We start from the raw sequence: 26,317 nt of genomic DNA on the forward strand, positions 1-26,317 counted from the left end.
CTACAATACAGTCCGCTGCGCGCATGGTATCCTCATCATGTTCAACCACTATAAGACTGTTTCCCAGGTCTCTTAAGTGCATCAAAGCACCAAGAAGTTTATCATTATCCCTCTGATGCAGACCAATACTTGGCTCATCCAGAATATAGGCAACCCCGACAAGGCCGGAACCGATCTGGGTAGCAAGACGGATTCTCTGTGCCTCTCCGCCAGACAGAGTACCAGTGGCACGTGCCAGGGAAAGGTACTCCAGACCTACATCTGCCAGGAACCCCACTCTGGCTCTGATCTCCTTTAGTATCTGCTTTCCAATAAGCTGCTGCTGCGGAGACAGCTGCATTTCTGCCAGAAATCTCTTCAGCTTATCAATGGACATATTGGTAATTTCATAAATATTCTTATCCGCTACCGTAACCGCAAGTGACTCCTTCTTCAGTCGCTGACCCTTACATGCTTTACATGGAGTGATCTGCATAAAGCTCTCGTATTCCTGTTTCATAGATTCAGAGCCAGTCTCTTTATAGCGCTGTTCCACATTCCTTATAAGGCCTGGAAAAGCCACATCATAAACACCCTCTCCGCGCTGTCCCTTATAATAAACCTTCACAGAATGTCCGCCTGTGCCGTATAGAATAATATCCTGTATCTTCTTGGGATAATCTTTAAAAGGTGTATCCAGATCAAAACCGTATTCCCTGCAAAGGGCATTCAGAATAGCATTGGTAAAACTGCTCTTATCTGTGCAAGACTGCCAGCCCATCACTACAATAGCCCCTTCAGAAATGCTCAGAGACTTATCCGGGATCATAAGATCCGGGTCAAATTCCATCTTATAACCAAGGCCAAGACACTCCGGGCAGGCCCCAAATGGGTTATTAAATGAAAAACTTCTTGGCTCGATCTCATCAATACTGACTCCACAATCCGGACAGGAAAAGCTCTGGCTGAAATTCATATAATTTCCGTCCATTGTATCCACCACAGCCAATCCGTCAGCCAGATTCAATACTGTCTCAAGAGAATCTGTAAGTCTTTTCTCAATTCCAGGCTTCACGATCAGACGGTCTACAATAATGGCAATCGTATGTTTAATATTCTTATCCAGGGTAATCTCCTCAGAAAGTTCATACACATTTCCATCGATTTCCGCACGTACATAACCGCTGCGTCTGGCCTGATCCAGTAATTTCGCATGGGTACCCTTGCGTCCTCGTACTACCGGTGCAAGAAGCTGGATCCTGGTGCGCTCCGCCAATTCCATAATCTGATCCACCATCTGGTCTACTGTCTGCTTGGCGATCACCTTGCCGCATTTCGGACAATGTGGAATACCAACACGGGCGTATAAAAGACGGAAATAATCATAAATTTCTGTCACCGTTCCTACTGTGGATCTGGGATTGCGGTTAGTAGACTTCTGGTCAATAGAAATAGCCGGTGGAAGTCCCTCTATGCTCTCCACATCTGGCTTCTCCATCTGGCCAAGGAACTGTCTGGCATAGGAAGACAGAGATTCCATATATCTTCTCTGCCCTTCTGCATAGATCGTATCAAATGCCAGTGAAGACTTTCCTGATCCGCTTAAGCCGGTAAGAACTACAAACTTATCTCTGGGAATATCCACACTGAGATTCTTCAGGTTATTCTCATTGGCTCCTCTGATTCTGATAAACTGTTTCTTATTCTCTGCTGCCATCTGTTCCTCCATTTCTTAACCGGAAAGCACCGGCTGTAACTCCCTGTATCCTGATCTGATCCGGAATCCTCCGGCTCAGACATTTCTTAATGTGTTCTTCAAGAATATCACAGGAACATTTGTTCGTCAACCATTTCTAAATTCTTTTTCCACCAAAACTTACAGCAAAAAATCTGCCATCACTGCATTACTCACATGAATGCCTTCTCTTGATAAAAATATCCTGCCGCTTTCTTCCAACAGCAGTCCCTGTTTCTTATATTTTTTCAGAACTTCTCCATATATATTCTCTATTGCAGTGCCAAAATACTCCTGAAATTCCTTTTTGGACACGCCCTGTGTCATACGAAGTCCAAGAAACATAAACTCTGCCATCTCATCTTCTCTTGTAAGAAGTTCCCAGTTTTTTTGAATTTTTTCTGGTGCACTGCTGTTTTTCAGATATTCCTGCATATCGGAAGTATTGGAAAAACGTTCCTTTCCCAATAAGGAAGCCGCTCCAAGCCCAAGCCCCAGATAATCCTTTCTCTGCCAGTATCCTTCATTATGTCTGCATTCACACCCTGCTTTTGCATAGTTGGAAATCTCATACTGATGATAGCCATACTCTTTCAGAACTACAGCAACATCTTCATACATGCGGTACTCCGTATCTTCATCAGGCAAATCCAGCTTTTTTCTGGAAAAAGGGGTGCCCTCTTCAATAATAAGACTGTATGCCGAAATGTGCTCCGGGCCAAGTGCCGCCACCATCCGAAGGTTCTCTATCCAACCTTCATAACACTGTCCCGGAATGGCAAACATCAGATCCACATTTATATTGGAAAAGCCAGCCTCTCTTGCCATCTGAAAGCTTTCCAGAAACTGTGCATAATTATGAATTCTTCCAAGCATAGCCAGTTCCTTATTGTTTGGCGACTGTAAGCCAATGCTGATCCGGTTAATTCCGTATTTTCTGTAAATAGAAAGTTTCTCAGGCGTCAATGTTCCAGGATTTGCTTCAATCGTTACCTCCGCATCCGCCGAAAACAAAAAATAATCTCTCAGCCCCTGTAAAAGCTTTTCCATTACATCACATTCCGGCACAGAAGGTGTTCCCCCGCCAATGAAAACTGTATCTACCGGACGTTTTTTCAGATTCTTTGAAACCGTCTCCATTTCCCGTAAAAGTGCATAAATATAAGCTTCCTGCCCGGCCCTGGTAGAGGGACCTGACAGGAAGTCACAATAATCACATTTCTTTATGCAAAACGGGATGTGAAGGTACAATTCCAAACCATTCTTCTTTGTTCCCATTCTGATTTTCTCCACATTGTTTATTTTCTTCTGTTTACAATGCTGTTTCTGTAAAATTAATCTCCACTACCGGTCTCAGTTTCTTCATCTGTTGAATTTCCAGTGGCATCACTGCCGCTGTCAGACGAATCTGCAGCAGTCTGCTCTTCTGAAGAGCCGCTCTTACTGCTGCCTGCAGCCTTTCCCTCTTCTTTTTGAACCAGATACTCATTCACCATAGTCACGCTTCCGCTTTGCGCTACCGCATCTTTATTTACCTGGCGAGGTACCGGCGTAGGTGTTGCTGTAGGAATCGGCGTGATCTTCATTACGCCCTGCGACTCTGCGTCTGGTGCTTTCACCGTTTTCTTCCCACATGCACAGCTGCCTGCAAAAATTACGATCACCAGCAGGATCACTGTCAAAATCCCGCCCTTGATCCACTGTTCCCTGTCTTTTTTATAACTTCTCTTTATTCTTCTTGTCAGAATACGTATCTTAGCTTTCATCGGATACCTCCGCGTCTGATGCCAGCTGGCATATATCTTATGTCAATCAGTCACACTCAGACACCTTTATTTATTGCTTTTCACCACAGGATTGACAACAATTAATTTTCATCCAGTTTCAGTACGCTCATAAATGCTTTCTGCGGAATCTCTACGTTTCCAACCTGGCGCATTCTCTTCTTACCTTCCTTCTGTTTTTCCAGAAGTTTCTTCTTACGAGAAATATCACCGCCGTAGCACTTGGCAAGAACATCTTTACGCATAGCCTTAACCGTCTCTCTGGCAATGATTTTGCTTCCGATTGCGGCCTGGATCGGAATTTCAAAGAGCTGACGCGGAATCTCATCTTTCAGCTTCTCGCACATCTTGCGGCCTCTTTCATAAGAAGTATCTGCATGCACAATAAAAGAAAGGGCATCCACTTCTTCTTTATTTACCAGAATATCCAGTTTCACAAGCTCACTTCTCTCATAACCACAAAGTTCGTAATCCAGAGACGCATATCCTCTGGAACGAGATTTCAAGGCATCAAAGAAATCGTAAATAATCTCATTCAATGGAAGCTTATATTTCAGAAGAGCTCGTGTCTCTTCCATATATTCCATGCCAAGATACTGACCACGGCGCTCCTGGCAAAGATCCATAATGGCACCGATAAATTCTGTAGTTACCATAATCTCAGCATTCACGATTGGCTCTTCCATATATTCGATCTCAGATGGATCTGGAAGATTGGTCGGATTTGTCAGATCAATCACTTCGCCGTTTGTCTTGTGTACTTTGTAAATAACGCTTGGAGCTGTAGTAACAAGATCCAGGTCATATTCACGTTCCAGACGTTCCTGAATGATTTCCAGATGAAGCAATCCAAGAAATCCGCAGCGGAAACCAAATCCAAGAGCAACAGATGTCTCCGGCTCATAGAATAAAGAGGCGTCATTTAACTGCAGTTTCTCCAAAGCATCACGAAGATCCCCGTATTTCGCTCCGTCAGCCGGATAAAGGCCGCAGTAAACCATTGGATTTACTTTCTTATATCCAGGCAAAGCCTCCTCACATGGACGGTTATTGTCCGTAATAGTATCACCAACACGAGTGTCTCTTACGTTCTTAATGCTGGCGGTAATATAACCTACCATTCCAGCTGTCAGTTCCTCACATGGAATAAACTGCCCAGCTCCAAAATACCCAACTTCCACAACTTCTGCCACAAATCCAGTGGCCATCATACGGATGGTTGTGCCTTTGCGGACTTTTCCATCTACCATTCGGCAGAAAACAATGGCACCCTTATAAGAATCATAAATGGAGTCAAAAATAAGCGCCTTCAGCGGTGCATCCGGATTTCCTGCAGGTGCCGGGATCTTAGCCACTACCTGCTCCAGAACCTGATCTACATTCAGACCTGTTTTTGCAGAAATCTGCGGTGCGTCCTGGGCTTCAAGTCCAATCACATCCTCAATTTCATTGATAACACGCTCTGGCTCTGCACTTGGAAGATCAACCTTATTGATTACTGGAATAACCTCAAGATCATGATCCAGTGCCATATAAACATTTGCCAGCGTCTGCGCTTCAATTCCCTGTGCAGCGTCAACTACAAGGATGGCACCGTCGCAGGCTGCAAGGCTTCGTGAAACTTCATAGTTAAAATCCACATGTCCAGGTGTATCGATCAGATTGAAAATATACTCTTCTCCATCTTTTCCATGATATACCGTGCGGACAGCCTGGGATTTGATGGTAATTCCACGTTCTCTCTCCAGTTCCATATTATCCAGAACCTGGGCCTGCATTTCCCTCTCAGTCAAAAGTCCTGTCATCTCTATAATTCTGTCGGCCAGTGTAGATTTACCGTGGTCAATATGTGCAATAATACAAAAATTTCGAATTTTACTCTGGTCTGTCATTCCAGACATTCCTCCTCTGGTTATGCTATACTGTTTATTCTATCAAGAGATTATAGCACAGATTAAATCTGTTTGTCACTTCCTTTTATATGGTTCCTGTTCACTCCGTTCACAGTAACGTTCTTGACGGGATAAATTATATTATTTTTATCCTGTTCCGCAGCCCTTTAACACTCTGTTCAAAATGTCTGCAAAGGGTTCCATGGCGTTTTTTACTTCCTGCACCGTATTTGTCTGGGCACCGGCTTCCAGAAGCAGGGCTCTTTTTCGTAAATGAAGATTGTAGCGCAAGCCCGCCAGGTAAATCCCTCTGTAAAAATCAGGATAATACAACGCCGCCTGATATTCCAGCTGAAAAGAAAAAGCAAGATTGTCCTGTATGTAAGGATTGGGCAAATAAGAAACCTTCCCCTGGGCATTCGTGTAGCTAAGGCCATTATAAAAAAGAATCTGCGCAGTATCTTTTCCGTTTATTTCAGTTACCAGCCGTCTGTCTTCATCGATGCCATCTCTGTGCAGATCAATAACCACCTCCACAGACGGATTTTCTTCCAAAACCTTTTCTACGTAATCACAAGCATAATTATAGGCCTTATTCCGATCCAGTTCTCCGCTCATCATATCAAAAGCTTCTTTTATATGGATCACCTGATAACCATATTTTTCTGACAGCAAACTGGTCAGATAATTTCCAACACCCACAATCGTATCTTCCTCTTCTCCTTTCCTGGAATCGGAAAACGTTTCCTGGGAGTGACTGTGATAAATTAGAATCTGCGGCTCCAACGGTCCATGACTCAAGGAAAAATCCTCTGCCAGAAATTCAGCAGCATTTATTTTTACGGCAGATGCATCTGTGTTCTCATCTACAATGTAAAAATTGTTCATTAGATAATCGTAATCCGACAGCTTGTCTCTGGACAGATCCAGAATTGGATGCGGGAGAACGATGTTAGACTGAGGAAGGGTATTTGCAGGCTGAGTTTCTGACTTTAAGTGATTTTCACTATTTTCTATGATTTCTGACATCTCAGAGTTATCTTTATTTTCTATTTTATCTGTATTATTTATTTTTTTACTTTCCTCAGAAACACTGCTGTTTTTTTCCAGATTGGCTTCCTTGGATTTCTTTGCATTTTCCTCTCGCAAATTACGCTCATTCTCTGCAACTTCTTCTAAATATGCTCCATTTCTCTTCTCAATCTCAGCCAGAGTTTCCCCATCCATTTCCATCCAGGTTTCCTGTGCTTTTTCCTCTGTAAAATAATAGAACGGAAACTGCCTGTACACATTATGCACAATTTCCCGCATGGAAAAAGGTCCTGGCAGCATAGCCAGAACCGCAAAAAAACACAGACAAAGAAACACGCAGAAAACCTTCTGGACTTTTGTCACGAAATCACCTCTTTAAGGTTATCCTATGACAGATTTTTCCTCCGTATGTTTCTTTTTTTAGGCTAACTTTCCATATTTTCAGTATTTTTCCACAGCTCACCACCTTTACATCAGCTTCATGCGCCAGAGCGTGTTTGAAAAATCATTCCCGCAATCTGCACGCCCACTTTGCTGGAGATTTCACCCGAATTCGATTGCCGTAGCCCGCTACGATGCCCTCATCTAGGCAAAATCTCCCACAAATTGTGACGCACATCTTGCAGAAAGCCTTTTTCAAACACGCTCTAATAGATCTCTGCAAAAGTCATATTTAATCCTTCTGAAATCGTAAAACTCAGATATTTTATGGTCTCGTCCACATCTTTCGGCGTCACAAACATTCCATGAAGATGTGGGGAAATCATTTCTTCCAAAAATTCTTTCTGTTCGGCCTCGTCCAGTGTCTCAAGCAAATGAGCCATAGAATCATGAACAATAGTCGCCGCATCCACCACCGTAGGCACTCCGATCCCAATCACTTTTACATTCAGATTTTCTTCTGTAAGACCATTTCTGTGGTTTCCCACTCCTGATCCCGGAGTAATTCCTGTATCCGTGATTTGAATGGTCCGATTAAGGCGCCTGGTATTTCTTGCGGCAAGAGCATCCACAGCGATCACTACATCTGGCCGTGTTATTTCCACCACGCCCTCCACGATTTCCGAAGTTTCCATTCCAGTCTGCCCCATTACTCCTGGAACAATTCCGCTGATTGCATGAAGAATCTGCTTTTCTGTACTTTTCAGTCCATACTCGCGGATCAGATGGCGTGTCATATGAAGATTCCCAATTACTTCCGGTCCCAATGAATCCGCCGTAATACCCGGATTTCCAAGCCCAACAATAAGCACGGACTTTTCCTTTTCCAGACCGATCAGCTGGCGTAAATGTCTGGAAAGTTCTTCAGACACTTCCCTGTGATAGTCCTCATCTGGCGCTGAAAGCCCTTCCGATTCAATTGTAATATATGTCCCCTGAGGTCTCCCCATCGCCCTGGCACCATTTTCCGTGGTTATTTTCACCACAGTGGTTCGAATGTCTTTTTCCTCATTATAATCTTCCTGAACCTCCACCCCGCGCACTTCTACATTGTCCTCTGTAAAGCGTTCTCTTGCCTCTACCGCCAAATCGGTTCTGATCTTATAAGTTCCCAGCATATCAGTTCCTCCATACTTTCCCAAATTCTCCCATATCACCGGCTCCGCCCTGCTGTTTTCTATGTGCAAAATGTATTTCTCATTGCAATTCATACCTTTCACAGCCACACCTTTCGATTTTTATATAATCTCCCCACTTTTTTGCAAAAATATGTATGTCAAGCATTTTTGTAAAAATATGTATGTCAAGCATTTTTGTAAAAATATGTATTGACAATCCAAGGTAATTATTATAAACTATATAAGCATGTTCATAGGAACGCCCGTGTCTGTTCTTATGGTGCAAAAAATTAATCATCATTCACGAATTGGAGGTGTACGAATTGGCTAACATCAAATCTGCAAAAAAGAGAATTTTAGTTAACAGAACAAAAGCTGCGAGAAACAAATCCATCCGTTCTGCTGTTAAGACTTCCATCAGAAAAGTTGACGCGGCAGTAGCAAACAACGATAAGGCAGCAGCAGAGGTTGCATTAAAAGAGGCTATCTCTACAATCAGCAAAGCAACTTCCAAAGGTGTTTATCACAAAAACAACTGCGCAAGAAAAGTTTCCCGTTTATCCAAAGCCGTTAACAGCATTGGCTAATAGATATCTGAATTTTTAGTTATAAGCTTATAAGTGAAAATTAAGGCAGTCGAACCGTCATCGACTGCCTTTTTTCTGTATTTTTTTGCATTCCTGTTCAGCCCACTGCCTATTTTTGCAAACATCATAGCCTGCACCAAAACGTCATCTTCTGGCTGAACTATACTTCACGATCAGTAATTCCACACTAAGCACATCCTGCAATCTGCCTGTCTTCACAGCTTCCTCTGCATCCACAAAATCCGTCACTGCCTGACGAAGTTCACTGATTCTATAGGATTTTGCACAGACTGCAATATTTTTCACCACAAAAGACGGCACTCCCAGTCTTGATGCCATCACCGGCTGAGGGATTCCTTCTTTTGCATATTCTTTTACCAGAAGCAGCTGGCGAAACTGTTTCGCCAAAAGAAAAAGGATTCTCATCGGGGGCTCCTTCAGCGTGAGAAGATCATAATACAGATCCAGTGCTCTCTTCTGATTTTTCTCCGTTACTGCCCGGACCATATCAAAAATCTTATTCTGGGTCTGAGTGGTACAAACCTGCTGAATATCCTCTCCCGTTACCACATCCCGGTCACCGGTATAGGAAATTATCTTTTCCAGTTCCATCCGCAGGTTTCCCATGTCCACGCCAGTCATGGTAAGAAGGAGTTCCATATCCCGCTGGGTGATCATCTTGCCTTCTTTTTTCAGAAGCCCGGCAGCCCAGCGCATTAGCGTTTTCTCATCCTGCTGCACAAATTCTCCGATTCTACCTGCTGCCTTTACGGCTTTATACATACGGTTTCTTTTATCCACCTCATTTTCTACAAAAATAAGGCAAAGATAGTCTGGCAGTTCTTTCATATAATCAGCCAGTTCATCACATTTATTCTTAAAAAAGCCGGTATCTTCCAACAAAACCACCCTACGGTCTGCAAAAAAAGGCATGGTCTCACAAAGGTCGATCAGTTCCTTCACATCAATGTTCCGACCCTCATAATGATTAAAATTCATGGTGTCATCTTCTGGATTCAGCGCCTGCACCAGTTTATGTTTATACTGCTGTTTCAGGTAAGCTTCCTCACCATACAGCAAATACGCCTGTTTAAAATTGCCCGTCTTTATATCTTCCTGGATATTCTTCAAAATATACGCTCCTGTCATCTTCTTGTCGGTCAGGACATTCCCCAAAGGTTACTATTCACGATCTGACCAGTAGCCCCCCAGACTCTTTCAGCCAGGGTGATAGAGCTGTACTCGACATTCTACTAAACCATACCACAAATTGTGTCTTTATAAAAGTGCCTTTTTCGCTCTACATACTATTTCCCTTTTCCAAAAATTTCTTAATCCTTATCCCCTCTTTCTCCCAGCAAACTTTCACAGCACCGCTCTCCATAGTAAAACTGGTCTGGCACCCGGTTTCTTCCAGGCGTTTCGTAATTTCCGGTGACGGGTGGCCATAGGTATTGGTAGAAGAGCAGGAAATCACAGCATATTCCGGGCGCACTGTATCAAGAAACTGTTGACAGGTAGAGTAATGGGAGCCATGGTGTCCCACCTTCAAAAAGTCCACATCTTCCAACATTCCCAATTCCAGCAATTTCTTTTCCGTTTCTTCCCCGATATCACCTGTCAAAAGGCCAAGAAACTCCTCATATTTTACTTTAATCACCATACCATCTTCATTTACGTCTGCGCCAGAAGCGCTGACAGCAGGAGCAATTATCTGCAATTGCAATTTACCTGCATTTAGGCAGTCTCCTTCCTTCAGGGTTCTCACTGGAATTCCGGCCGCTTTTGCTGTCTGTTTCAGTTTTTCCCATGCAGCAGGAGGATTTTCCCACTCAGGCAGATACAAGCATCCCAATTTTACTGAATTCAATTTTTTTACAGCCATCTCCAATATTTCCTGTACACCACTGATATGATCCTGATCTGTATGAGATATAAAAATTCCATCAATCTGAGAAATCCCCTGATTCTTCAGATACGGTAAAACCTGATATTGTCCCACACCTGATTTGTTTGTGCTTCCACCATCCACCAGAAAGCAATTCCCTTCCGGCGTCCGCAGCACAAGCCCGTCGCCCTGTCCCACATCCAGACAGCTGACAGAAAATGGTTCCGGATCACGCCATATAAGAATAGACATGGCCAGGCATACAACTACGAAAGCAATTATTTTTCTCTCCCTCTTCCCTTTCTGTGTAAGTATCCAGACTGCTCCTGCAAACAAAATATAATATACAGCCACCTGCCACAGCTTTGGTTGTCCTGTGATCCAGATGCCAAAAGGCAGATTCCCAGATAGTTTACATAACTCTTCATAAATTCCAGCAAGAACCTTTCCAGGCAAAATCACAACACGCCCAACGGAAAAGCTTACACACCCTGCAAGCAATCCAGTAATTCCGCTTCCCAGAACAATTCCTACTGTAGGAAGCACCAGCAAATTTAAAAAAATTCCAACCAGTGAAACTTCTCCGAAAAAATATAAGGAAACAGGAAGCATGGTCAGCTGTATTCCTATAGATGCGCCTAAAGCCAGATTTGCTTTGCAAAAACCTCCGGCAAATTTTTCATATATTTGCCCTGTATGTTTTCCTAAAATCATACAGCAAATATTTTTAAACTTTTTTCCAGCATGTCTTTTCCATGCACTCTTTTTTCTCCGCACATTTTCCCCTTTTTCAATACGGGATAAATCCATACTCTTTGTTAATGCAGGAACCACTACGCCAGCTCCTGCTACCGCGCTAAATGACAAAAGGAACCCACTGTTATATAAATATGCTCCTGAATCTCCAAGAATTAACATAGCCGAAACAGCCAGCGCCGTTGGCAGATCATAAATCCTTCCGGTTATTTTCGCCCCTACAGATATCAAAAACATACAGACTGCACGCATAGTAGACACACTTCCACCAGTCATCACGCCGTATTGAAGCAAAATCAACAGGGCAATTATCCCAGACGGCCAGATTCCCATTCCAGTCTTCATCAGAAGATTATAAATTCCCATCCCAATCACACTGATATGCAGCCCCGAAATTGCCAGAACATGCACAATACCAGCCATCTGGTAGCGAAGCTTTACTTCCTCATCCAGACTGCTTTTATCCCCGAGAACAATTGCCTGAAAAACCCCAGCTTCTTTTCCACCAATTCCATTCAGAACTTTACTGAGATATTTCCTTAGATCATTCATACCTTGTCGATAAGCAGAATAATTTTCCGATTTTTTTAACAATTCCGCCTTTTTCATAAAATAGAAAATATGCTGGCTGGCATAATACTGTCTGGCATCAAATTCTCCTGGATTTCGCATCTCACCTACTCTCTCCAGATTTCCAGACACCAAAACAACAGTTCCTGCCGGAACATCTTCTTTTTTCTTTAAAAATACTTTTACATTTTCAATAGATATTTTCTTCGGTTGATTTTCCTTTGATTGATTCTTCTTTGGTTGATAAATCAGATATGTATTGCTAAGATAAACAGATTGTGAAAATTCATTTTCTGTGGTCTGTGTCACTTCTCCGCAGATTGTGACCTTGGGATGTTCCCGGATCCAGGAGTCCACATTTTCCGGAACAGGATTTCCTCTGATCAGTGGAAATCCTGCCCGGTCGGCCACACACATAAGGAGCATCAAGACCAGACACACCATGCAAAGCGGTCTTTTCGTCATTTATAAACTCCTTTAGTATTTCATTTTATAAGCGTTATTGATTGATTTTTTCAAACACGCTCTAATTCTCTTTCAGGATCAGATCTGTATTTTTACTGAAAAGACTGTACAAAGATGTTCCATCACTTAACTTAGCCTCTGTATCACCTTCGATTGAAATTTGCACTTTATCAGCAGATGTCGTATCCAGAAGAGAATTTACCACGGAATAGATCATGGTGTTCACCGGGATATCAATTCCTGAATCTGAAAAAGCGGAACTAAAATCCACATAGCACACATTATCAGACACCTCTATTCCCAGAATATCCGTATTCTGCGGAATTGTTGGATAATGCCCTTTCACCATCGGTCCTTTGGCAAGCTGTTCCAGTATTACTCTCTCTCTTGGCAGAATTCTCTTATAATATACATTTCTCTGTTCTGCCACAAGATGCTCTCCTGTCTTGTCTGTAAAATACAGAGTAAAAGTATCATACCGATACGCATCTTTATCAGAGCCCCACATTTCTACAAAAGTGTTGCCGTCAAGCAAGCCTACAGCCTGTCCCTTGGAATCGGTAAGCTCCTGATTTCCTATAAAAATCTTTATGCCGGTGATTCCTGGAATCTGAAGAAAAGTTCTTGCCACACCTGCGCGCACCAGAATCTCCCTGGTTCGGGAAATATTACTGTAATCAGCATTAAACTCCAATTCCAGAAGGGATTCATTTAAGCGGTAAGTCACCAGCTGAACTCCTGCTGGAAGCAAAGGCAGGTTCTCTCCGCTGCTCTCCTGTCCATTCAGGATTCCCATTAAATCCTGGAGCATAAATTCTGCACTTTCCTGCTCCGGATAATATCTTGTCTTTGTTACTTTCGTTTCATCTTTGTTCAAGTAATATAGATAGTACTGATTGCTGACACTTTCAGTCTTCTCTCCCTGGCTTTCCACCGAGCATCCGGTAAGAAGGCCAATGATCAGAACCAGAGCCATCGCTGTACTCAACAATTTCTTCATCTGGCACCTCCTACGGAATATATGATAAAGGAATGCGGACAGTAAAGGTAGTTCCCTCGCCTTCCTTACTTGCCACCTGAATAGTTCCATGATGCATGGTCACAGCACTTCTGGTAATCGCAAGTCCAAGACCTGTGCCGCCAATTTCTTTGGAATGGGATTTGTCCACACGGTAAAAACGTTCAAAAATTCTTCCGATGGACTCCTCCGGAATGCCCATTCCGGAATCTGCAACCTTCACATAGAAATATTTATGGTCAGCGTCAAGGGTTACACGAACCCAGCCATCATCCACATTGTATTTAATACCATTCTCAACCAGATTGCTCACGGCAAGAGTAAACTTTACCTCATCCACATCTGCTTCAACAGGGCGGAAACTGTCCAGAATCAGATCAATGTGCCTCTTATCTGCAATTGGACGGAGTCTCTTCAGGATATCCTCCAGAAGCTGATTGATATTCAGGTGCTCCACATTCAGATCAGCTGCTTTCTTATCCATTTTTACAAGAGAAAGCAGGTCTGTGATGATCTTATTCTCCCGATCAATCTCTGCAGTGATATCGCCCATAAACTCCTGATACAGCTCCTCCGGCACCCCTTCCTGGCCCACCAGTGAATCGGCAAGTACCTTCATGGAGGTAAGCGGTGTCTTCAGCTCATGGGACACATTGGAAACAAACTCATTTCTGGACTCATCCAGAATCTTCATTCTGGAAAGCATTTTGTTGAACGCATCCGTAATAAGTGCTGTCTCTGTATAATCCGGGACAGAAATCTCCTCATTCTGGTATCCATCTGTCAAATCCTCAATGGACTTGGTAACTCTGGCAAACGGCTTTACAAGAACCGTAGAAAGCACATATCCAAGAAGGACCGCCAGCACAATAATGATTCCTGTGATCAGAAGACTCTTCTGTTCCAGCTCCAGAATATTCTCTGCAATTTCATTGGAGGAAAAGCTGATCAGCATAGCACCCTGAAGCTGCTTCACCTCCGGGCTTTTCACAGGGAGAGCCATCTCAATCTTCTGTGTCTTACTATTATAGCGGCTGGCTTCCTCACCTTTGAAGCATTTGATCACCATAGTGGAGATCAAAGTTTTTCCCTCATCTACGCCATAGGTATCCTTGATAATCCTGTAATCCCTGTCAACTAACAGAATTCTGCCGTCATACACATTAGACAACAACTCCAGCTTGCTGTTTACATTCTGCGAGCTGGAGTCATTCATATAATTCTCTTTAATTAACAGGTTACACAGAATGTCACACTGCTTCTCAACAGTCTGCTTACGGACAGCCACAGCCTTGCTCTCATAGGCTGCCACCATCACATGAGCAACAATGACACTTGGTACGATTCCCAGAATGACCAGAATGATCAGAATACGAAAACGCAGACTTTTTAAAAAGCTTGGTTTCTTTTTCTCTGGCATGGCTTATGCCTGGAAATAATATCCCACACCCCATTTGGTGTGTACATATTTGGGCTCACTGGGATTCGCCTCAATTTTTTCACGTAAACGACGGATATGTACATCCACTGTACGAACATCACCAGGATATTCATATCCCCATACAATATTCAGCAGGTTCTCACGGCTGTACACTTTATTGGGATTAAACACCAGAAGTTCCAGCACATCAAATTCTTTGGCAGTCAGATTGATTTCCTTACCAGAAATAAACACGCGACGGCTCTCACAATCCATCTTCAGGTCACCAGCCTCTATTGTCTTCGCCTTGTCTTTTTCTTCCTGATTGCTGCCTGCACGGCGCATAATGGCCTTGATTCTTGCCTTTACCTCAAGAATATTAAATGGTTTGGTGATATAGTCGTCCGCGCCATACTCAAGGCCGAGGATCTTATCCATATCCTCACCTTTCGCTGTAAGCATTACAATAGGAACATTTGAAAATTCCCTGATCTGCTGGCATACTTCAAAGCCATCCATCTTGGGAAGCATAAGATCCAGAAGAATAATGTCATATTTCTTCTCTTTGGCCATCTCCAGGGCTTCTTCGCCATCGTAGGCACAATCCACATCCATTCCATCCTGTTCCAGACTGAAACGGATACCCTTTACTATCAGTTTCTCATCATCTACTACCAAAACTTTCCTGCTCATTTAAGAATCTCCCTTATCCAGTTGATATCTTGTCTTTTATCTTTGAAAAGGTACCCTCTTTGATACCTTCTACATTCATAATCTCTTCGATAGAAGCAAAGTCTCCATGCTCCTCTCTGTATGCAACAATGGCTTCTGCCTTTGACTGCCCGATTCCGCTTAAAGTGGAAAGCTGTCCGGCATCTGCAGTATTCAGATTAATTCGTGTATCATCGCCTACGCCATCTCCGAAACTTCCTGTATCTCTTCCAACAGTTCCCGATGGATTTTCCACTGAGCTGCCTTGAATTTCTTCCAACCCTAAATTCCCAGAATTGTCACCATCGTTCAATGCCTCTGGCACTTTCGCCATAGCAAGTTCCAGGTTCTCAGCCACTTCTTTCTCAGTAGGCACATAAATCTGCTGCCCATCTCCAATACTTCTGGCTCTGTTCAGATAATTTATGGCTGCCTCTGGCAAATATCCTCCTGCTGCATCAACAGCCTGGAAAATACGTGCTCCTTCATCCAGCTCATAAACGCCTGGATTTACAACGGCTCCGCATACATCAACGAATATTTTCTGTGGAATTGGCGTTTCTAGTGGCAAATCCAAAGCTGAATTTTCTGTATTCCCCTCTGATCCAGCATCTGAAACAACAGACTGTTTTTCGGGATTTTCCCCTGCCGCCACGTTATTCTCATACGCAGTGCTCTCTTCTCCTGCTTTTCTATTCGAGTTCTCTTCATCTGAATCCATCTCTTCCAGAAAAACCTCTTCCCGACGTGCGCAACCTGTCATTGCAGACGCCGTCCAGAGAAAGAACAAAACTATCCAGATTCCACATCTGTATTTTATTTTTCTTCCCATGCAGGTTCCCCTTTCGCTTTATGCGCAGGTTCCCCTCCACTCATGCTTTACCTAATCTATTTTAACGAAACTTTACATTTTTTACAATACCATTTCTAAATTTTATCAGTCTTTTATCTATTTGCCTTATTTCTCCCATTTAAATATGACAATTCCTACAATCGCCACAGCCATGCCGATCAGTTTTCGCCACTGAAAATCCACTTTTTCTACACCAAACAGACCAAATAATTCAATTATATAGGCAACTGCCAGCTGGGAAATTACAATCAGCATAGCAGCCTTTGCAGGACCTAAACTTCCCATGCTTTGAATGACAGTTATTGTAATAAATGCTCCGATAATACCGCCAAGTAAAGTATATTTATTCTCCACCTGCCACAACGCGCCAACACTGTCCCTCCCGGTAAAAATCCACGCCAACACGCAGACCAGAAACGCAGAAAACTGTACCCAGCCGGTGGATACCCACAAGCTGGTCTGCTTAGTCATCTCTGTGTTAAAAACGCCCTGAATACTCATCAATGCACCAGATATCAACGCTACAAGAAATCCCCACATACAATACCTCCATAAACTATCCTATACTTCCAGATTCTTTCTCTAGAGCGTGTTTGAAAAAGGCTTTCTGCAAGATGTGCGTCACAATTTGTGGGAGATTTCGCCCGGATGAGGGCGCCGTAGCGGGCTACGGCAACCGAATTCGAGTGAAATATACCGCAAAGTGGGGCATGCAGATTGCAGGAATGATTTTTCAAACACGCTCTAAGCCAATCGATGTTCTGACAGCCTCCAAAAGGATACTCCCTTTCCCGGGAAGAAAAGGAGGTGCACTTGCAGCAGGCACCTCCATAATAGTATTATATGTATTTTTCAAAGATTCATTCACTTCGCAAGTTTTTCGCTTTTTTTCGTAACGCAGCACCGGCAGTAATTAGACGCCGATAAGATCCAGAGAAAAGCAGGAATGATAATAGCAAGAACGCCCGTATTCCATACCATATGAAGCAGCATGGCTACCAATGTGCAAAAAGGAAGTACCTTTCCAGTCAGCAGATAAGTCTTATAGCTTGCTTCGTAAATTTCTTCCTTCTCTGCTTCGTCACAGCTTGCAAGCCACTGCTCCTGAAAGTTTATAGAAGTAGGATCACCTTTCTTATCCGGATAAATTCTCTGAACCAGCTTTATATAGCGAATCTGCCACATACCAAAATATCCAACCATTCCCACAAACACAACCAGTCCTGCTAAGAACATCCATATCTCACCGTCACTCTGGCTCTCAATATATTTCATAGAGTATCCTGGTGAAATAAGCAGCATCATAAGAACAGTTCCCACTGTACTCGCAATCATCCCCCAGCTGGAGGACACTTCAATATGATACTGCAATTCATGATATTCTTCATCCTCTGCATCCTGTATCTGGCTTCCCATTCTCTTCATCTTTCCAAAATGGATCTCACAGATCATAATACAGATCGCACCGCAGATACATTCCAGCAGCACTGTATGATCACGTACAGCCAAAAGAAATGCATTCATCCCATGCCCAATAGCTGCTATAGAATTCTCCCCAGTGTATGATGTAACAAAGCCAAAAATTCCTCCAACAACACCACCAGCCAGCATAATCAGTACCATTTTTAAATAGGAATTCATTTTCTTCTTAGATTTTCCCTTATTCATCTTCTCCATCCTCCGTATAAGTAAAAATATCTTCCACTGTCACCTGACAGATCTTCGCCAGCTTCAAAGCCAGCGTCACTGAAGGTGAATAGTCTCCCCTCTCAATCAGGCTGATCGTCTGTCTGGACACACCAGCCAGTTTCCCCATGTCCGCCTGATTGATTCCAAGCCTGGCACGATATTCCTTCAATCGATTCTCCAGCGCCATTTCAAAGGCTCCTTTCTCATTCGTAGTGTATTCATTTTTTTGAAATGACTTATTTCATTGTCATTATGACAAGTTTATTTGTCATTCCTTGTATTTGCATAATATCATTGACAACTTTACTTGTCAACAGGTTTTTTATATTTTCCCAAAACAACCTTGCAATCCTGTTATATCTCTACTGAAAACCGCTTTTCCAGTCTTTCTTCTGACATTATGCAAAAATATTTTCGAAATTTTCTATATTTTCCATCTATTCAACAGCTCTCACAATTGATATAATATTTTCAACAAATATGACAGCCGGGCTGGCATGTCAACTTGAAAGGAGAATCACAATGGCAGACGAAAAGAACATTGGTACCCCAGCAGAAGAGGAAATCGAGATCATCACCCTCACCGACGAAAACGGGGAAGACATGGATTTTGAGTTCCTGGATCTTGTTGAGTATGAAGGAAAGCGCTACGCAGTTCTTCTCCCACCTGTAGAGGACGTGGAAGGTGAGGACGAGAACGAAGATGAAGAAGTACTGATTCTTCAGGTTGAGGACGACGGAAATGAAGAAAACGAGAGCTATGTTTTCGTTGATGACGATGACATTCTCACCGCTGTTTTTGACATTTTCAAAGAGAAATTTAAAGACGAATTCGACTTCGCAGAAGAGTAAATTCACAAAAAGCTTTTAAGCAGCTGTACTCTATACAGTGTAAAAAGTTCCATCCCCCAACTTTTGACAAGATGTATGTCAGGATTTATGGGCGATTGTCGGAATAATTTTTTAAAACAGAATCTTGAGCAATAGAAAAAAGGTACCTGAAACCATTTCAAAGTACCTTTTTTCTGTCATTTTATTCTCATTTATAGCTTAAAATCAACCTACACTGCTTTTTTAGTGAATCTTTTTTAATTTTCACCTGTTTTTTCACCAAAACTCCAGCTCTGATTTACGCCAGACATTCATCCAAAATCTCCGCCATTTCATCGATATCCGCCTTGGTAATCACAAGCGGAGGCACAATACGAAGCACGTCGCTTCCTGCAGAAATAACCAGCAGTTTCTTCTCCAGAGCCTTCTTAACAATCTCTCCTACAGGTCGTCCTGCAATGACGATTCCCTGCATGAATCCCATACCTCTTCTTGCTGCAGCACACTCATGTTTTTCCACAAGTTCATCCAGTTTTTTTTCAAGATATGGGGTTAATTCCTGTACATGAGTAAGGATCATATCCTTCTCATAAATGTCAAAAACCTTGCTTACAGCCGCACATACAAACGGATTTCCGCCATAAGTTGTACCATGGTCTCCCGGCTTCAAAGAAGCCTGTGCAACCTTCTTACTCAACACAAATGCACCAACAGGAACACCGCATCCAAGCGCTTTTGCACAGGTCATAATATCCGGCTGTACACCGTATGCCTGCCATGCAAAATAATATCCGGAACGTCCCATTCCGCACTGGATTTCATCCAGAATAAGGAGAATATCTTTCTCATCACACAGTGCGCGAACGCCCTCCAGAAACTCTCTTTCCGCTGGATAAATACCGCCTTCTCCCTGTACAGTCTCCATAATAATTGCACATGTTTTATCTGTAACCTGGGCTTTTACACTCTCAAGATCATTGAAATCAGCAAATTTCACACCACCCATGAGCGGCTCAAAAGGCTCACGGTAATGTGCATTTCCAGTGACAGAAAGTGCTCCAATAGATCTGCCATGGAAAGAATGATTCATGGCAATGATCTCATGATCTGCATGTCCGTCACGTTCATAAGCATACTTTTTCGCAGCCTTTAATGCACCTTCAATAGCCTCTGTACCACTGTTTGTAAAGAAAGCCTTGTCCATGCGGCTTGCATTTACCAGCTTTGCGCCAGCTTCGATAATTGGCTCATTGTAATACAAATTAGAAATATGAGTCAGCTTATCAATCTGTTCTTTCAGCGCTTCATCATATCCAGGATAATGATATCCAAGCGAATTTACAGCAATTCCTGCTGCAAAATCCAGATATTTGGAGCCTTCAGAATCAAAAAGGTGCACACCCTCTCCACGTTCAAAAACAACAGGAAAACGATTATATGTATGAAGAATACTGGACTCCGCTTCTTCCATCTGATTATTCATGTTCATGGTAATATTTCTCTCCATCCTCTCTTAAAATAGCAGTTCCGATACCTTTGTTTGTAAAGATTTCCAACAGTAAACTATGAGGAATTCTTCCATCAAGAATATGAACCCGGTTAACACCATGCTCAATTGCTTCAATACAGTTATTCAGCTTCGGAATCATTCCGCCGCCAACATATCCATCCTCGATCAGTTTTCTGGCATCCTGAATATGAAGCTCAGAAATCAGAGATGACGGATCATCTTTATCCCTATAAACTCCCTCAATATCAGAAAGAAATGCAAGCTTCTCTGCATGTACAGCCTCTGCAATTGCGCAGGCTGCATCATCTGCATTAATGTTATAGCTGTCATAATTATCATCAAATCCGATTGGAAAAACAATCGGAAGAAAATCTTTTTCCAGCAGATCATAAAGAATTTTCGGGTTTACTTCTGTAATATCCCCTACAAATCCAATATCCTCTCCATTGGAATATTTCTTCTTACATTTCAGCAATCCACCGTCTTTTCCACTGATACCAACAGCCTGTACGCCAAGAGATTCCACATGGGAAACAAGTTCTTTGTTTACTTTGGCAAGGACCATTTCTGCTATTTCCATTGTCTGGGAATCTGTTACCCGAAGACCATTGATAAACTTAGCCTCCATGCCTACTTTTCCAACCCATTTGCTGATTTCCTTGCCGCCACCATGTACGATAATTGGCTTAAATCCAACCAGTTTCAGGAGAACTGCATCCTTAATTACATTCGCCTTCAATTTTTCATCCAGCATAGCACTTCCGCCATACTTTATTACAACAATTTTACGGTTAAAACGCTGTATGTAAGGAAGCGCCTCAATCAGTACCTCTGCCTTATCAAGATATTTCTGATTTACCATTTTTTCTCTTAACCTTTCTTTCCTATATCTTTATGTTACAAAAGTCCTACAACTGCATGCCTTTCAGTCTTCCTCTGGCATCTAATTTACACACTCTCAAGCTTTAATATCAAGAACGATAATCTGCATTAATTTTCACATAATCATAAGTAAGATCACAGCCCCATGCAGTTGCTTTTGCGTCACCCATCTTCACATCTGCAATAGCTGTTACCTCATCCTCAGACAGGATTCTGGTTGCCTCTGCTTCATCATATCCTGTTGAAACACCGTTCTCAATAATCTTTAATTTTCCTGCGCGGCTCTCAAAATACAGGTCAACTTTTTCCGGATCAAACTGCACTCCAGAGTATCCCATAGCGCACAAAATCCGTCCCCAGTTTGCATCGTGACCATAAATTGCAGCCTTTGTAAGAGAAGAAGTTACTACGGATTTGCTAAGCGTAACTGCATCTTCTTTTGTCTTAGCGCCCACAATTTTCACTTCAAAAAGTGCAGTCGCACCCTCTCCGTCACCTGCAATTTTCTTTGATAAACAGGTATTAATATAATTCAAAGCCTCCATAAATTTATCAAAATCAGCACCCTCTTCTGTGATCTCAGGGTTGCCTGCCATGCCGTTTGCAAGGAGCAGAACAGTGTCATTTGTGGAAGTATCGCCATCTACAGAAACCATATTAAAGGTATCTTTAATATTTGCACTTAGTGCTTTTTGAAGCATTTCCTTGGAAATTGCAGCATCTGTTGTGACAAATCCAAGCATGGTACACATATTAGGATGGATCATTCCGGATCCCTTGCACATACCGCCAACTGTTACTGTTTTTCCACCAATTTCGATCTGTACAGCAACCTCTTTTTTTACGGTATCTGTAGTCATGATAGCCTTGGCTGCCTCTGTTCCGGCCTCTAAAGAACCGTCAAGCTTCGGAGCCATAGCCTTTACACCATTTACAATTCTGTCAATCGGAATCTGCATTCCAATCACGCCTGTAGATGCAACCAGCACGCTATCTGCAGGGATTCCAAGTATCTCAGAAGCTGCATCAGCAGTCGCCTTACAATAGCCATATCCTTCTGCTCCGGTACATGCATTTGCAATACCGCTGTTGCAGATCACAGCCTGTGCAGATGGGTGATTATAGACCACATTCTGATCCCATTTTACCGGAGCTGCCTTCACCACATTTGTTGTAAAAGTGCCAGCTGCAACACATGGAACTTCACTGTAAACCATGGCCATATCTGTACGGCCTTTGTATTTAATTTCTGCCGCTGCTGCTGCTGCTTTGAAACCCTTTGCTGCGGTAACACCACCTGTAATTATTTCCATATTGATACTCCTCCTTTGCCCAATCAGGCAAATTATATGTTTATTTTTCGATGTAACTCAGTCCTGAACCATGCCCGGAGCCTGTCTCCAATTTCACTTTTACGGATACATCGGAACCTGTAATAATCCTTCCGCTTCATCAAATCCAAATATCAGATTCATATTCTGAACTGCCTGTCCGGCAGCACCTTTTACCAGGTTGTCAATAGCTCCCATCATGATGATTCTGTGGGTTCTCGGATCGATCTTGAAGTTCACATCCACGTAATTACTGCCCTCTACCCACTTTGTCTGCGGACACACATCCTTATCCAGAACCCTCACAAATGTCTCATTCTCATAGCATGCATCATAAGCAGCTTTTACTTCTTCGTAGGTCACATCCTTTGTCAGGGAAGCGTATGCTGTAACCAAAATGCCTCTGTTCATTGGAACAAGATGCGGGGTAAAATTAATGGTCACTTCCTGTCCGCAGGCATATCCTAACTGGTCTTCGATCTCTGGTGTATGTCTGTGTGTGGCAACACCGTAAGCCTTGATATTTTCATTTACTTCACAATAAAGATTATCAACCTTAGCCCCTCTTCCAGCACCCGTTGTTCCGGATTTAGCATCAATAATAATCGTGTTCGGATCAATCATTCCGGCTTTTAACAATGGGTAAATAGAAAGTGTAGAACAAGTTGGATAGCATCCTGGATTCGCGATCAGGCGGGCTTTTTTGATGTCCTCGCGGTTAATCTCACATAATCCATACACAGCTTCATCAATAAACTGAGGGGATTTGTGCTCAATTCCGTACCATTTTTCATATTTCTTCACATCTTTAATGCGGAAGTCTGCACTTAAATCAATTACTTTCGCTCTGGAAAGGATTCCCTCATTTACAAGAGAAGCACACAGCCCCTGCGGTGTTGCAGTGAAAATCACATCAACCTCATCTGCCAGAGCTTCCATGTTATCGTCCATACATTTTGCATCTACCAGCTTAAAAAAGTTCTGATAAATTCCTGCATATTTTTTATCAATGTAGCTTCTGGATCCATACCATGCTACTTCCACATTTTTATGTCCCAGAAGGAGACGTACAATTTCATTTCCCGCATAACCGGTTGCTCCAATAATTCCAGCTTTTATCATTTTAGTGTCCTCCATTATTATGGTGTCAAAAGCATGCTTTTTCAAACAGGCTCTAGAACTCATACTTGTTACTCTGTTCACTGGCAACAATGTCCGTTTTATGAACGGAGTGAACAGTAACATGTGCTTTATAAACAATGATGAATGAATTATACATCTTCTTTGCATATTATGCAATAGTCATTTTTTCCTTATTTTCCATTCAATCTATCTTTTTTTGTGCATTTCAACGCGTATTTACCTATTATATGATGCATTTTTATGCAAAGTTTTTATAAATTTTTTTCAAATTTACTATTGCATATTTATGAGTATTGTTGTATATTATTCTTTGTGAATAACGTACAGAACGTAAGAGCCGTTATCACGATGAATATTTATTCAAAATTTAATATGCTTTATAACCCTATCTGTTTCAGAGGGATAAAAGAAAAGAGGTAAATATTATGAAAGAAAAAGTTGTACTTGCATATTCAGGCGGACTTGATACCACAGCATTGATTCCGTGGCTGAAAGAAACATTTGATTATGATGTTGTCTGCTGCTGCGTTAACTGCGGACAGGGAAATGAGCTGGACGGACTTGAGGAAAGAGCAAAGCTTTCCGGAGCTTCCAAATTATATATTGAGGATATCGTAGATGACTTCTGCGACAACTATATTATGCCGTGTGTTGAGGCAGGTGCTGTATATGAGCACAAATATCTTCTTGGTACTTCCATGGCACGTCCTGCTATTGCCAAGAAACTGGTTGAGATCGCAAGAAAAGAGAACGCTGTTGCAATCTGTCACGGCGCAACTGGTAAAGGAAATGACCAGATCCGTTTTGAGCTTGGAATCAAAGCTCTTGCACCAGACATCAAGATCATTGCTCCATGGCGTATGACAGACGTTTGGACCATGCAGTCCCGTGAAGACGAGATCGCGTTCTGCCAGGCTCATGGTATCAACCTTCCATTCGATGCAAAACACAGCTACAGCCGTGACCGTAACCTGTGGCACATCAGTCATGAGGGACTTGAGCTTGAGGATCCGGCGCAGGCTCCAAACTATGATGATATGTTAGTACTCAGCGTAACACCTGAGAAAGCTCCGGATAAAGAGACCGAAATCACCATGACATTTGAGGCAGGTGTTCCAAAGACCTTAAATGGAAAGGCAATGAAAGTTTCCGAGATCATCACAGAACTGAACAAGCTTGGCGGCGAGAACGGAATCGGCATTATCGATATCGTTGAGAACCGTGTTGTAGGTATGAAATCCCGTGGTGTTTATGAGACTCCTGGTGGAACAATCCTTATGGAAGCACATGAACAGCTTGAGGAGCTGATCCTTGATCGTGAAACTCTGGAAACCAAGAAGAAACTTGGCAGCCAGCTGGCTCAGGTTGTTTACGAAGGAAAATGGTTCACACCACTTCGTGAGGCAATCCAGGCATTCGTAGAGTCCACACAGAAATATGTAACTGGTGAAGTAAAATTCAAACTTTATAAAGGCAACATCATCAAAGCCGGAACCACTTCTCCATACAGCCTTTACAATGAATCTCTTGCTTCCTTCACAACAGGTGATATGTACGATCACCATGATGCAGACGGATTCATCACTCTGTTCGGTCTGCCGCTGAAAGTTCGTGCAATGAAGCTTGCAGAAGTAGAAAGTCAGAAACAGACCAACGACTGATCTTCATAAAAATAAGCAAAAAATATCTCCGGAAGTTCTTAATCCTCCCGGAGATGTTTTTTTGCAGCTTTTTTGTTTTATGTAAACCAATTATTTTCCAGCGCTTATTTTATTTAGCAACCAGCGCTCATTAAAAATTTTCTCAACTGATTTTTACCTTCTTCTGCTCCAGCCTCTCAGACACCCATTCCTTAAACAATGTATAAATTACAGACACCAACGGAATAAAAATCAGCATTCCCACAATTCCCATAAGATTTCCGCCCAGAGTCACTGCAACCAGTACCCAGATTGCCGGCAGTCCCACAGAGTTTCCAACTACGTGAGGATAGATCAGATTTCCCTCAATCTGCTGCAGGATCAAGAACAATATAAGAAATGCCAAAGCTTTCAGAGGACTTACCATCAAAATCAGGAAAAATCCCACCCAGCATCCAATAATTCCGCCAAACACAGGAATCAGCGCCGTAAAACTGATCAGCACTCCGATCAGCATTGCATATGGAAATCTTCCGATCGTCATGGAAACAAAGAACATGCTTCCCAGGATCACCGCCTCTATGCACTGCCCGGTAATAAAGCTTGAAAACACCTTACTTGCCAGTGTACAAACATGTCCCAGATATTCCACTGTTTTCACAGGTAAGATCGCATAAGCTGCTTTCAGGACCTGCCTGCCCAGCTTCTCTTTCTGAAGGAGCACATAACAGGAAAACACAAAACCAATTGCAAAATTCATAGCCATGCTCACCAGTCCCATAGTCACGGTAATAGTGGAGGATACCAGATTGTCCGCCCCACTTCTCAAAACGCTCACAATAGAATCAATAATTTTCTGCGGATCAATTTCTATGGTAGATGCCCATTTCACAATTTCAGAATCACTCTGGAAGGTATCTGTCAGCCATTTCTGAACTAACGGAATATCTTCTTCCACCTTTTTCACAACATTTACCAGAGTTCTTCCAAGCTCCGGTGCCACAATCAGTACTACAACGAGAATCGCCAGCACCACCAGAAC

25 protein-coding genes and 1 pseudogene are annotated in these 26,317 nt (G+C 42.6%); 5 read left to right on the forward strand and 21 right to left on the reverse strand.

Annotated elements, in window-relative coordinates:
- The 5 genes from uvrA to AB5642_RS15990 all read right to left on the reverse strand — a co-directional run.
- The coding region (gene uvrA, locus AB5642_RS15970) for an excinuclease ABC subunit UvrA (protein WP_368371752.1) at nucleotides 1-1,696 on the reverse strand (1,696 nt) is incomplete at its 3' end.
- A 159-nt stretch (nucleotides 1,697-1,855) separates the two neighbouring features.
- Nucleotides 1,856-2,992 carry a radical SAM family heme chaperone HemW gene (gene hemW, locus AB5642_RS15975; RefSeq protein ID WP_173718897.1) on the reverse strand — a complete coding sequence of 379 codons (1,137 nt, stop codon included), beginning with the start codon at nucleotides 2,990-2,992 and terminating at the stop codon, nucleotides 1,856-1,858.
- 56 nt (nucleotides 2,993-3,048) lie between these two features.
- A complete protein-coding gene (locus tag AB5642_RS15980) occupies nucleotides 3,049-3,480 on the reverse strand; it encodes a hypothetical protein (protein ID WP_173718896.1) in 432 nt (143 codons plus the stop codon).
- Between the two features lie 101 nt (nucleotides 3,481-3,581).
- Nucleotides 3,582-5,390, reverse strand: a complete 1,809-nt coding sequence (gene lepA, locus AB5642_RS15985) for a translation elongation factor 4 (RefSeq protein ID WP_330382770.1) — start codon at nucleotides 5,388-5,390, stop codon at nucleotides 3,582-3,584.
- Between the two features lie 147 nt (nucleotides 5,391-5,537).
- Nucleotides 5,538-6,785, reverse strand: a complete 1,248-nt coding sequence (locus tag AB5642_RS15990; protein ID WP_368371753.1) for a stage II sporulation protein P — start codon at nucleotides 6,783-6,785, stop codon at nucleotides 5,538-5,540.
- Nucleotides 6,786-6,903: 118 nt separating this feature from the next.
- On the opposite strand from AB5642_RS15990, the pseudogene AB5642_RS15995 reads away from it, so the two are divergent.
- Nucleotides 6,904-7,116: pseudogene (locus AB5642_RS15995) on the forward strand (DUF6783 domain-containing protein).
- Here the strand turns inward: AB5642_RS15995 and gpr are convergent.
- The gene (gene gpr / locus AB5642_RS16000; protein ID WP_118579888.1) at nucleotides 7,070-7,981 is read right to left on the reverse strand and encodes a GPR endopeptidase; all 912 of its coding nucleotides are present in this window, start codon (nucleotides 7,979-7,981) and stop codon (nucleotides 7,070-7,072) included. The pseudogene AB5642_RS15995 and the gene gpr overlap by 47 nt on opposite strands.
- Nucleotides 7,982-8,304: 323 nt before the next feature.
- On the opposite strand from gpr, the gene rpsT reads away from it, so the two are divergent.
- Entirely contained in the window at nucleotides 8,305-8,568 is a 264-nt protein-coding gene (gene rpsT, locus AB5642_RS16005; protein WP_330382769.1) for a 30S ribosomal protein S20, read from the forward strand.
- A 144-nt stretch (nucleotides 8,569-8,712) separates the two neighbouring features.
- On the opposite strand, the gene holA is transcribed toward rpsT, so the two are convergent.
- From holA to AB5642_RS16045, 8 genes are all read right to left on the reverse strand, one after another.
- Entirely contained in the window at nucleotides 8,713-9,699 is a 987-nt protein-coding gene (gene holA / locus AB5642_RS16010; protein WP_195392026.1) for a DNA polymerase III subunit delta, read from the reverse strand.
- A 169-nt stretch (nucleotides 9,700-9,868) separates the two neighbouring features.
- Entirely contained in the window at nucleotides 9,869-12,247 is a 2,379-nt protein-coding gene (locus AB5642_RS16015; RefSeq protein ID WP_195392025.1) for a ComEC/Rec2 family competence protein, read from the reverse strand.
- A 61-nt stretch (nucleotides 12,248-12,308) separates the two neighbouring features.
- Nucleotides 12,309-13,247, reverse strand: coding sequence for a GerMN domain-containing protein (locus tag AB5642_RS16020; protein WP_173716154.1), 939 nt, complete (start codon nucleotides 13,245-13,247; stop codon nucleotides 12,309-12,311).
- Nucleotides 13,248-13,257: 10 nt separating this feature from the next.
- A complete protein-coding gene (locus AB5642_RS16025) occupies nucleotides 13,258-14,685 on the reverse strand; it encodes a cell wall metabolism sensor histidine kinase WalK (protein WP_195392024.1) in 1,428 nt (475 codons plus the stop codon).
- 3 nt (nucleotides 14,686-14,688) lie between these two features.
- Nucleotides 14,689-15,378, reverse strand: a complete 690-nt coding sequence (locus AB5642_RS16030; protein ID WP_173734913.1) for a response regulator transcription factor — start codon at nucleotides 15,376-15,378, stop codon at nucleotides 14,689-14,691.
- A 13-nt stretch (nucleotides 15,379-15,391) separates the two neighbouring features.
- Nucleotides 15,392-16,228: a helix-hairpin-helix domain-containing protein gene (locus AB5642_RS16035; protein ID WP_195982895.1), complete on the reverse strand. Its 837-nt coding sequence runs from the start codon at nucleotides 16,226-16,228 to the stop codon at nucleotides 15,392-15,394.
- A 126-nt stretch (nucleotides 16,229-16,354) separates the two neighbouring features.
- Nucleotides 16,355-16,789, reverse strand: coding sequence for a DMT family transporter (locus AB5642_RS16040; protein ID WP_118579731.1), 435 nt, complete (start codon nucleotides 16,787-16,789; stop codon nucleotides 16,355-16,357).
- Nucleotides 16,771-16,944 (reverse strand): DUF6783 domain-containing protein, encoded by a 174-nt coding sequence (locus tag AB5642_RS16045; RefSeq protein WP_308768404.1) that lies wholly within the window; start codon nucleotides 16,942-16,944, stop codon nucleotides 16,771-16,773. Before AB5642_RS16045 ends, AB5642_RS16040 begins: the two co-directional genes overlap by 19 nt.
- On the opposite strand from AB5642_RS16045, the gene AB5642_RS16050 reads away from it, so the two are divergent.
- Nucleotides 16,864-17,145 (forward strand): DUF6783 domain-containing protein, encoded by a 282-nt coding sequence (locus tag AB5642_RS16050; protein ID WP_306467762.1) that lies wholly within the window; start codon nucleotides 16,864-16,866, stop codon nucleotides 17,143-17,145. The genes AB5642_RS16045 and AB5642_RS16050 overlap by 81 nt on opposite strands.
- On the opposite strand, the gene AB5642_RS16055 is transcribed toward AB5642_RS16050, so the two are convergent.
- Entirely contained in the window at nucleotides 17,114-17,917 is an 804-nt protein-coding gene (locus AB5642_RS16055; RefSeq protein WP_173716155.1) for a DUF3169 family protein, read from the reverse strand. The genes AB5642_RS16050 and AB5642_RS16055 overlap by 32 nt on opposite strands.
- Nucleotides 17,910-18,119 (reverse strand): helix-turn-helix transcriptional regulator, encoded by a 210-nt coding sequence (locus AB5642_RS16060; protein ID WP_330382771.1) that lies wholly within the window; start codon nucleotides 18,117-18,119, stop codon nucleotides 17,910-17,912. Before AB5642_RS16060 ends, AB5642_RS16055 begins: the two co-directional genes overlap by 8 nt.
- 341 nt (nucleotides 18,120-18,460) lie before the next feature.
- Here AB5642_RS16060 and AB5642_RS16065 point away from each other — a divergent pair, with 341 nt between their 5' ends.
- The gene (locus AB5642_RS16065) at nucleotides 18,461-18,790 is read left to right on the forward strand and encodes a DUF1292 domain-containing protein (RefSeq protein WP_118579740.1); all 330 of its coding nucleotides are present in this window, start codon (nucleotides 18,461-18,463) and stop codon (nucleotides 18,788-18,790) included.
- 277 nt (nucleotides 18,791-19,067) lie between these two features.
- Here the strand turns inward: AB5642_RS16065 and AB5642_RS16070 are convergent, their stop codons facing one another.
- From AB5642_RS16070 to argC, 4 genes are all read right to left on the reverse strand, one after another.
- Nucleotides 19,068-20,258 carry an aspartate aminotransferase family protein gene (locus AB5642_RS16070; RefSeq protein ID WP_118579743.1) on the reverse strand — a complete coding sequence of 397 codons (1,191 nt, stop codon included), beginning with the start codon at nucleotides 20,256-20,258 and terminating at the stop codon, nucleotides 19,068-19,070.
- Nucleotides 20,245-21,141: an acetylglutamate kinase gene (argB, locus tag AB5642_RS16075; protein ID WP_118579746.1), complete on the reverse strand. Its 897-nt coding sequence runs from the start codon at nucleotides 21,139-21,141 to the stop codon at nucleotides 20,245-20,247. Before argB ends, AB5642_RS16070 begins: the two co-directional genes overlap by 14 nt.
- Nucleotides 21,142-21,250: 109 nt before the next feature.
- The gene (gene argJ / locus AB5642_RS16080; RefSeq protein ID WP_148461743.1) at nucleotides 21,251-22,474 is read right to left on the reverse strand and encodes a bifunctional glutamate N-acetyltransferase/amino-acid acetyltransferase ArgJ; all 1,224 of its coding nucleotides are present in this window, start codon (nucleotides 22,472-22,474) and stop codon (nucleotides 21,251-21,253) included.
- Nucleotides 22,475-22,573: 99 nt separating this feature from the next.
- On the reverse strand, nucleotides 22,574-23,614 hold the full coding sequence (argC, locus tag AB5642_RS16085; protein ID WP_215661477.1) for an N-acetyl-gamma-glutamyl-phosphate reductase: 1,041 nt from the start codon (nucleotides 23,612-23,614) through the stop codon (nucleotides 22,574-22,576).
- 446 nt (nucleotides 23,615-24,060) lie between these two features.
- On the opposite strand from argC, the gene AB5642_RS16090 reads away from it, so the two are divergent.
- Nucleotides 24,061-25,296: an argininosuccinate synthase gene (locus AB5642_RS16090; RefSeq protein WP_118579752.1), complete on the forward strand. Its 1,236-nt coding sequence runs from the start codon at nucleotides 24,061-24,063 to the stop codon at nucleotides 25,294-25,296.
- 142 nt (nucleotides 25,297-25,438) lie between these two features.
- On the opposite strand, the gene AB5642_RS16095 is transcribed toward AB5642_RS16090, so the two are convergent.
- Nucleotides 25,439-26,317: AI-2E family transporter (locus AB5642_RS16095; RefSeq protein ID WP_368371754.1), on the reverse strand; the 879-nt coding region annotated here is incomplete at its 5' end.

Origin of the sequence: Ruminococcus sp. 1001136sp1_2201st1_G3_2201SCRN_220225 (assembly GCF_040924365.1) — a bacterium.
In the GTDB taxonomy this organism is placed as follows: Bacteria; Bacillota; Clostridia; order Lachnospirales; family Lachnospiraceae; genus Blautia_A; species Blautia_A faecis.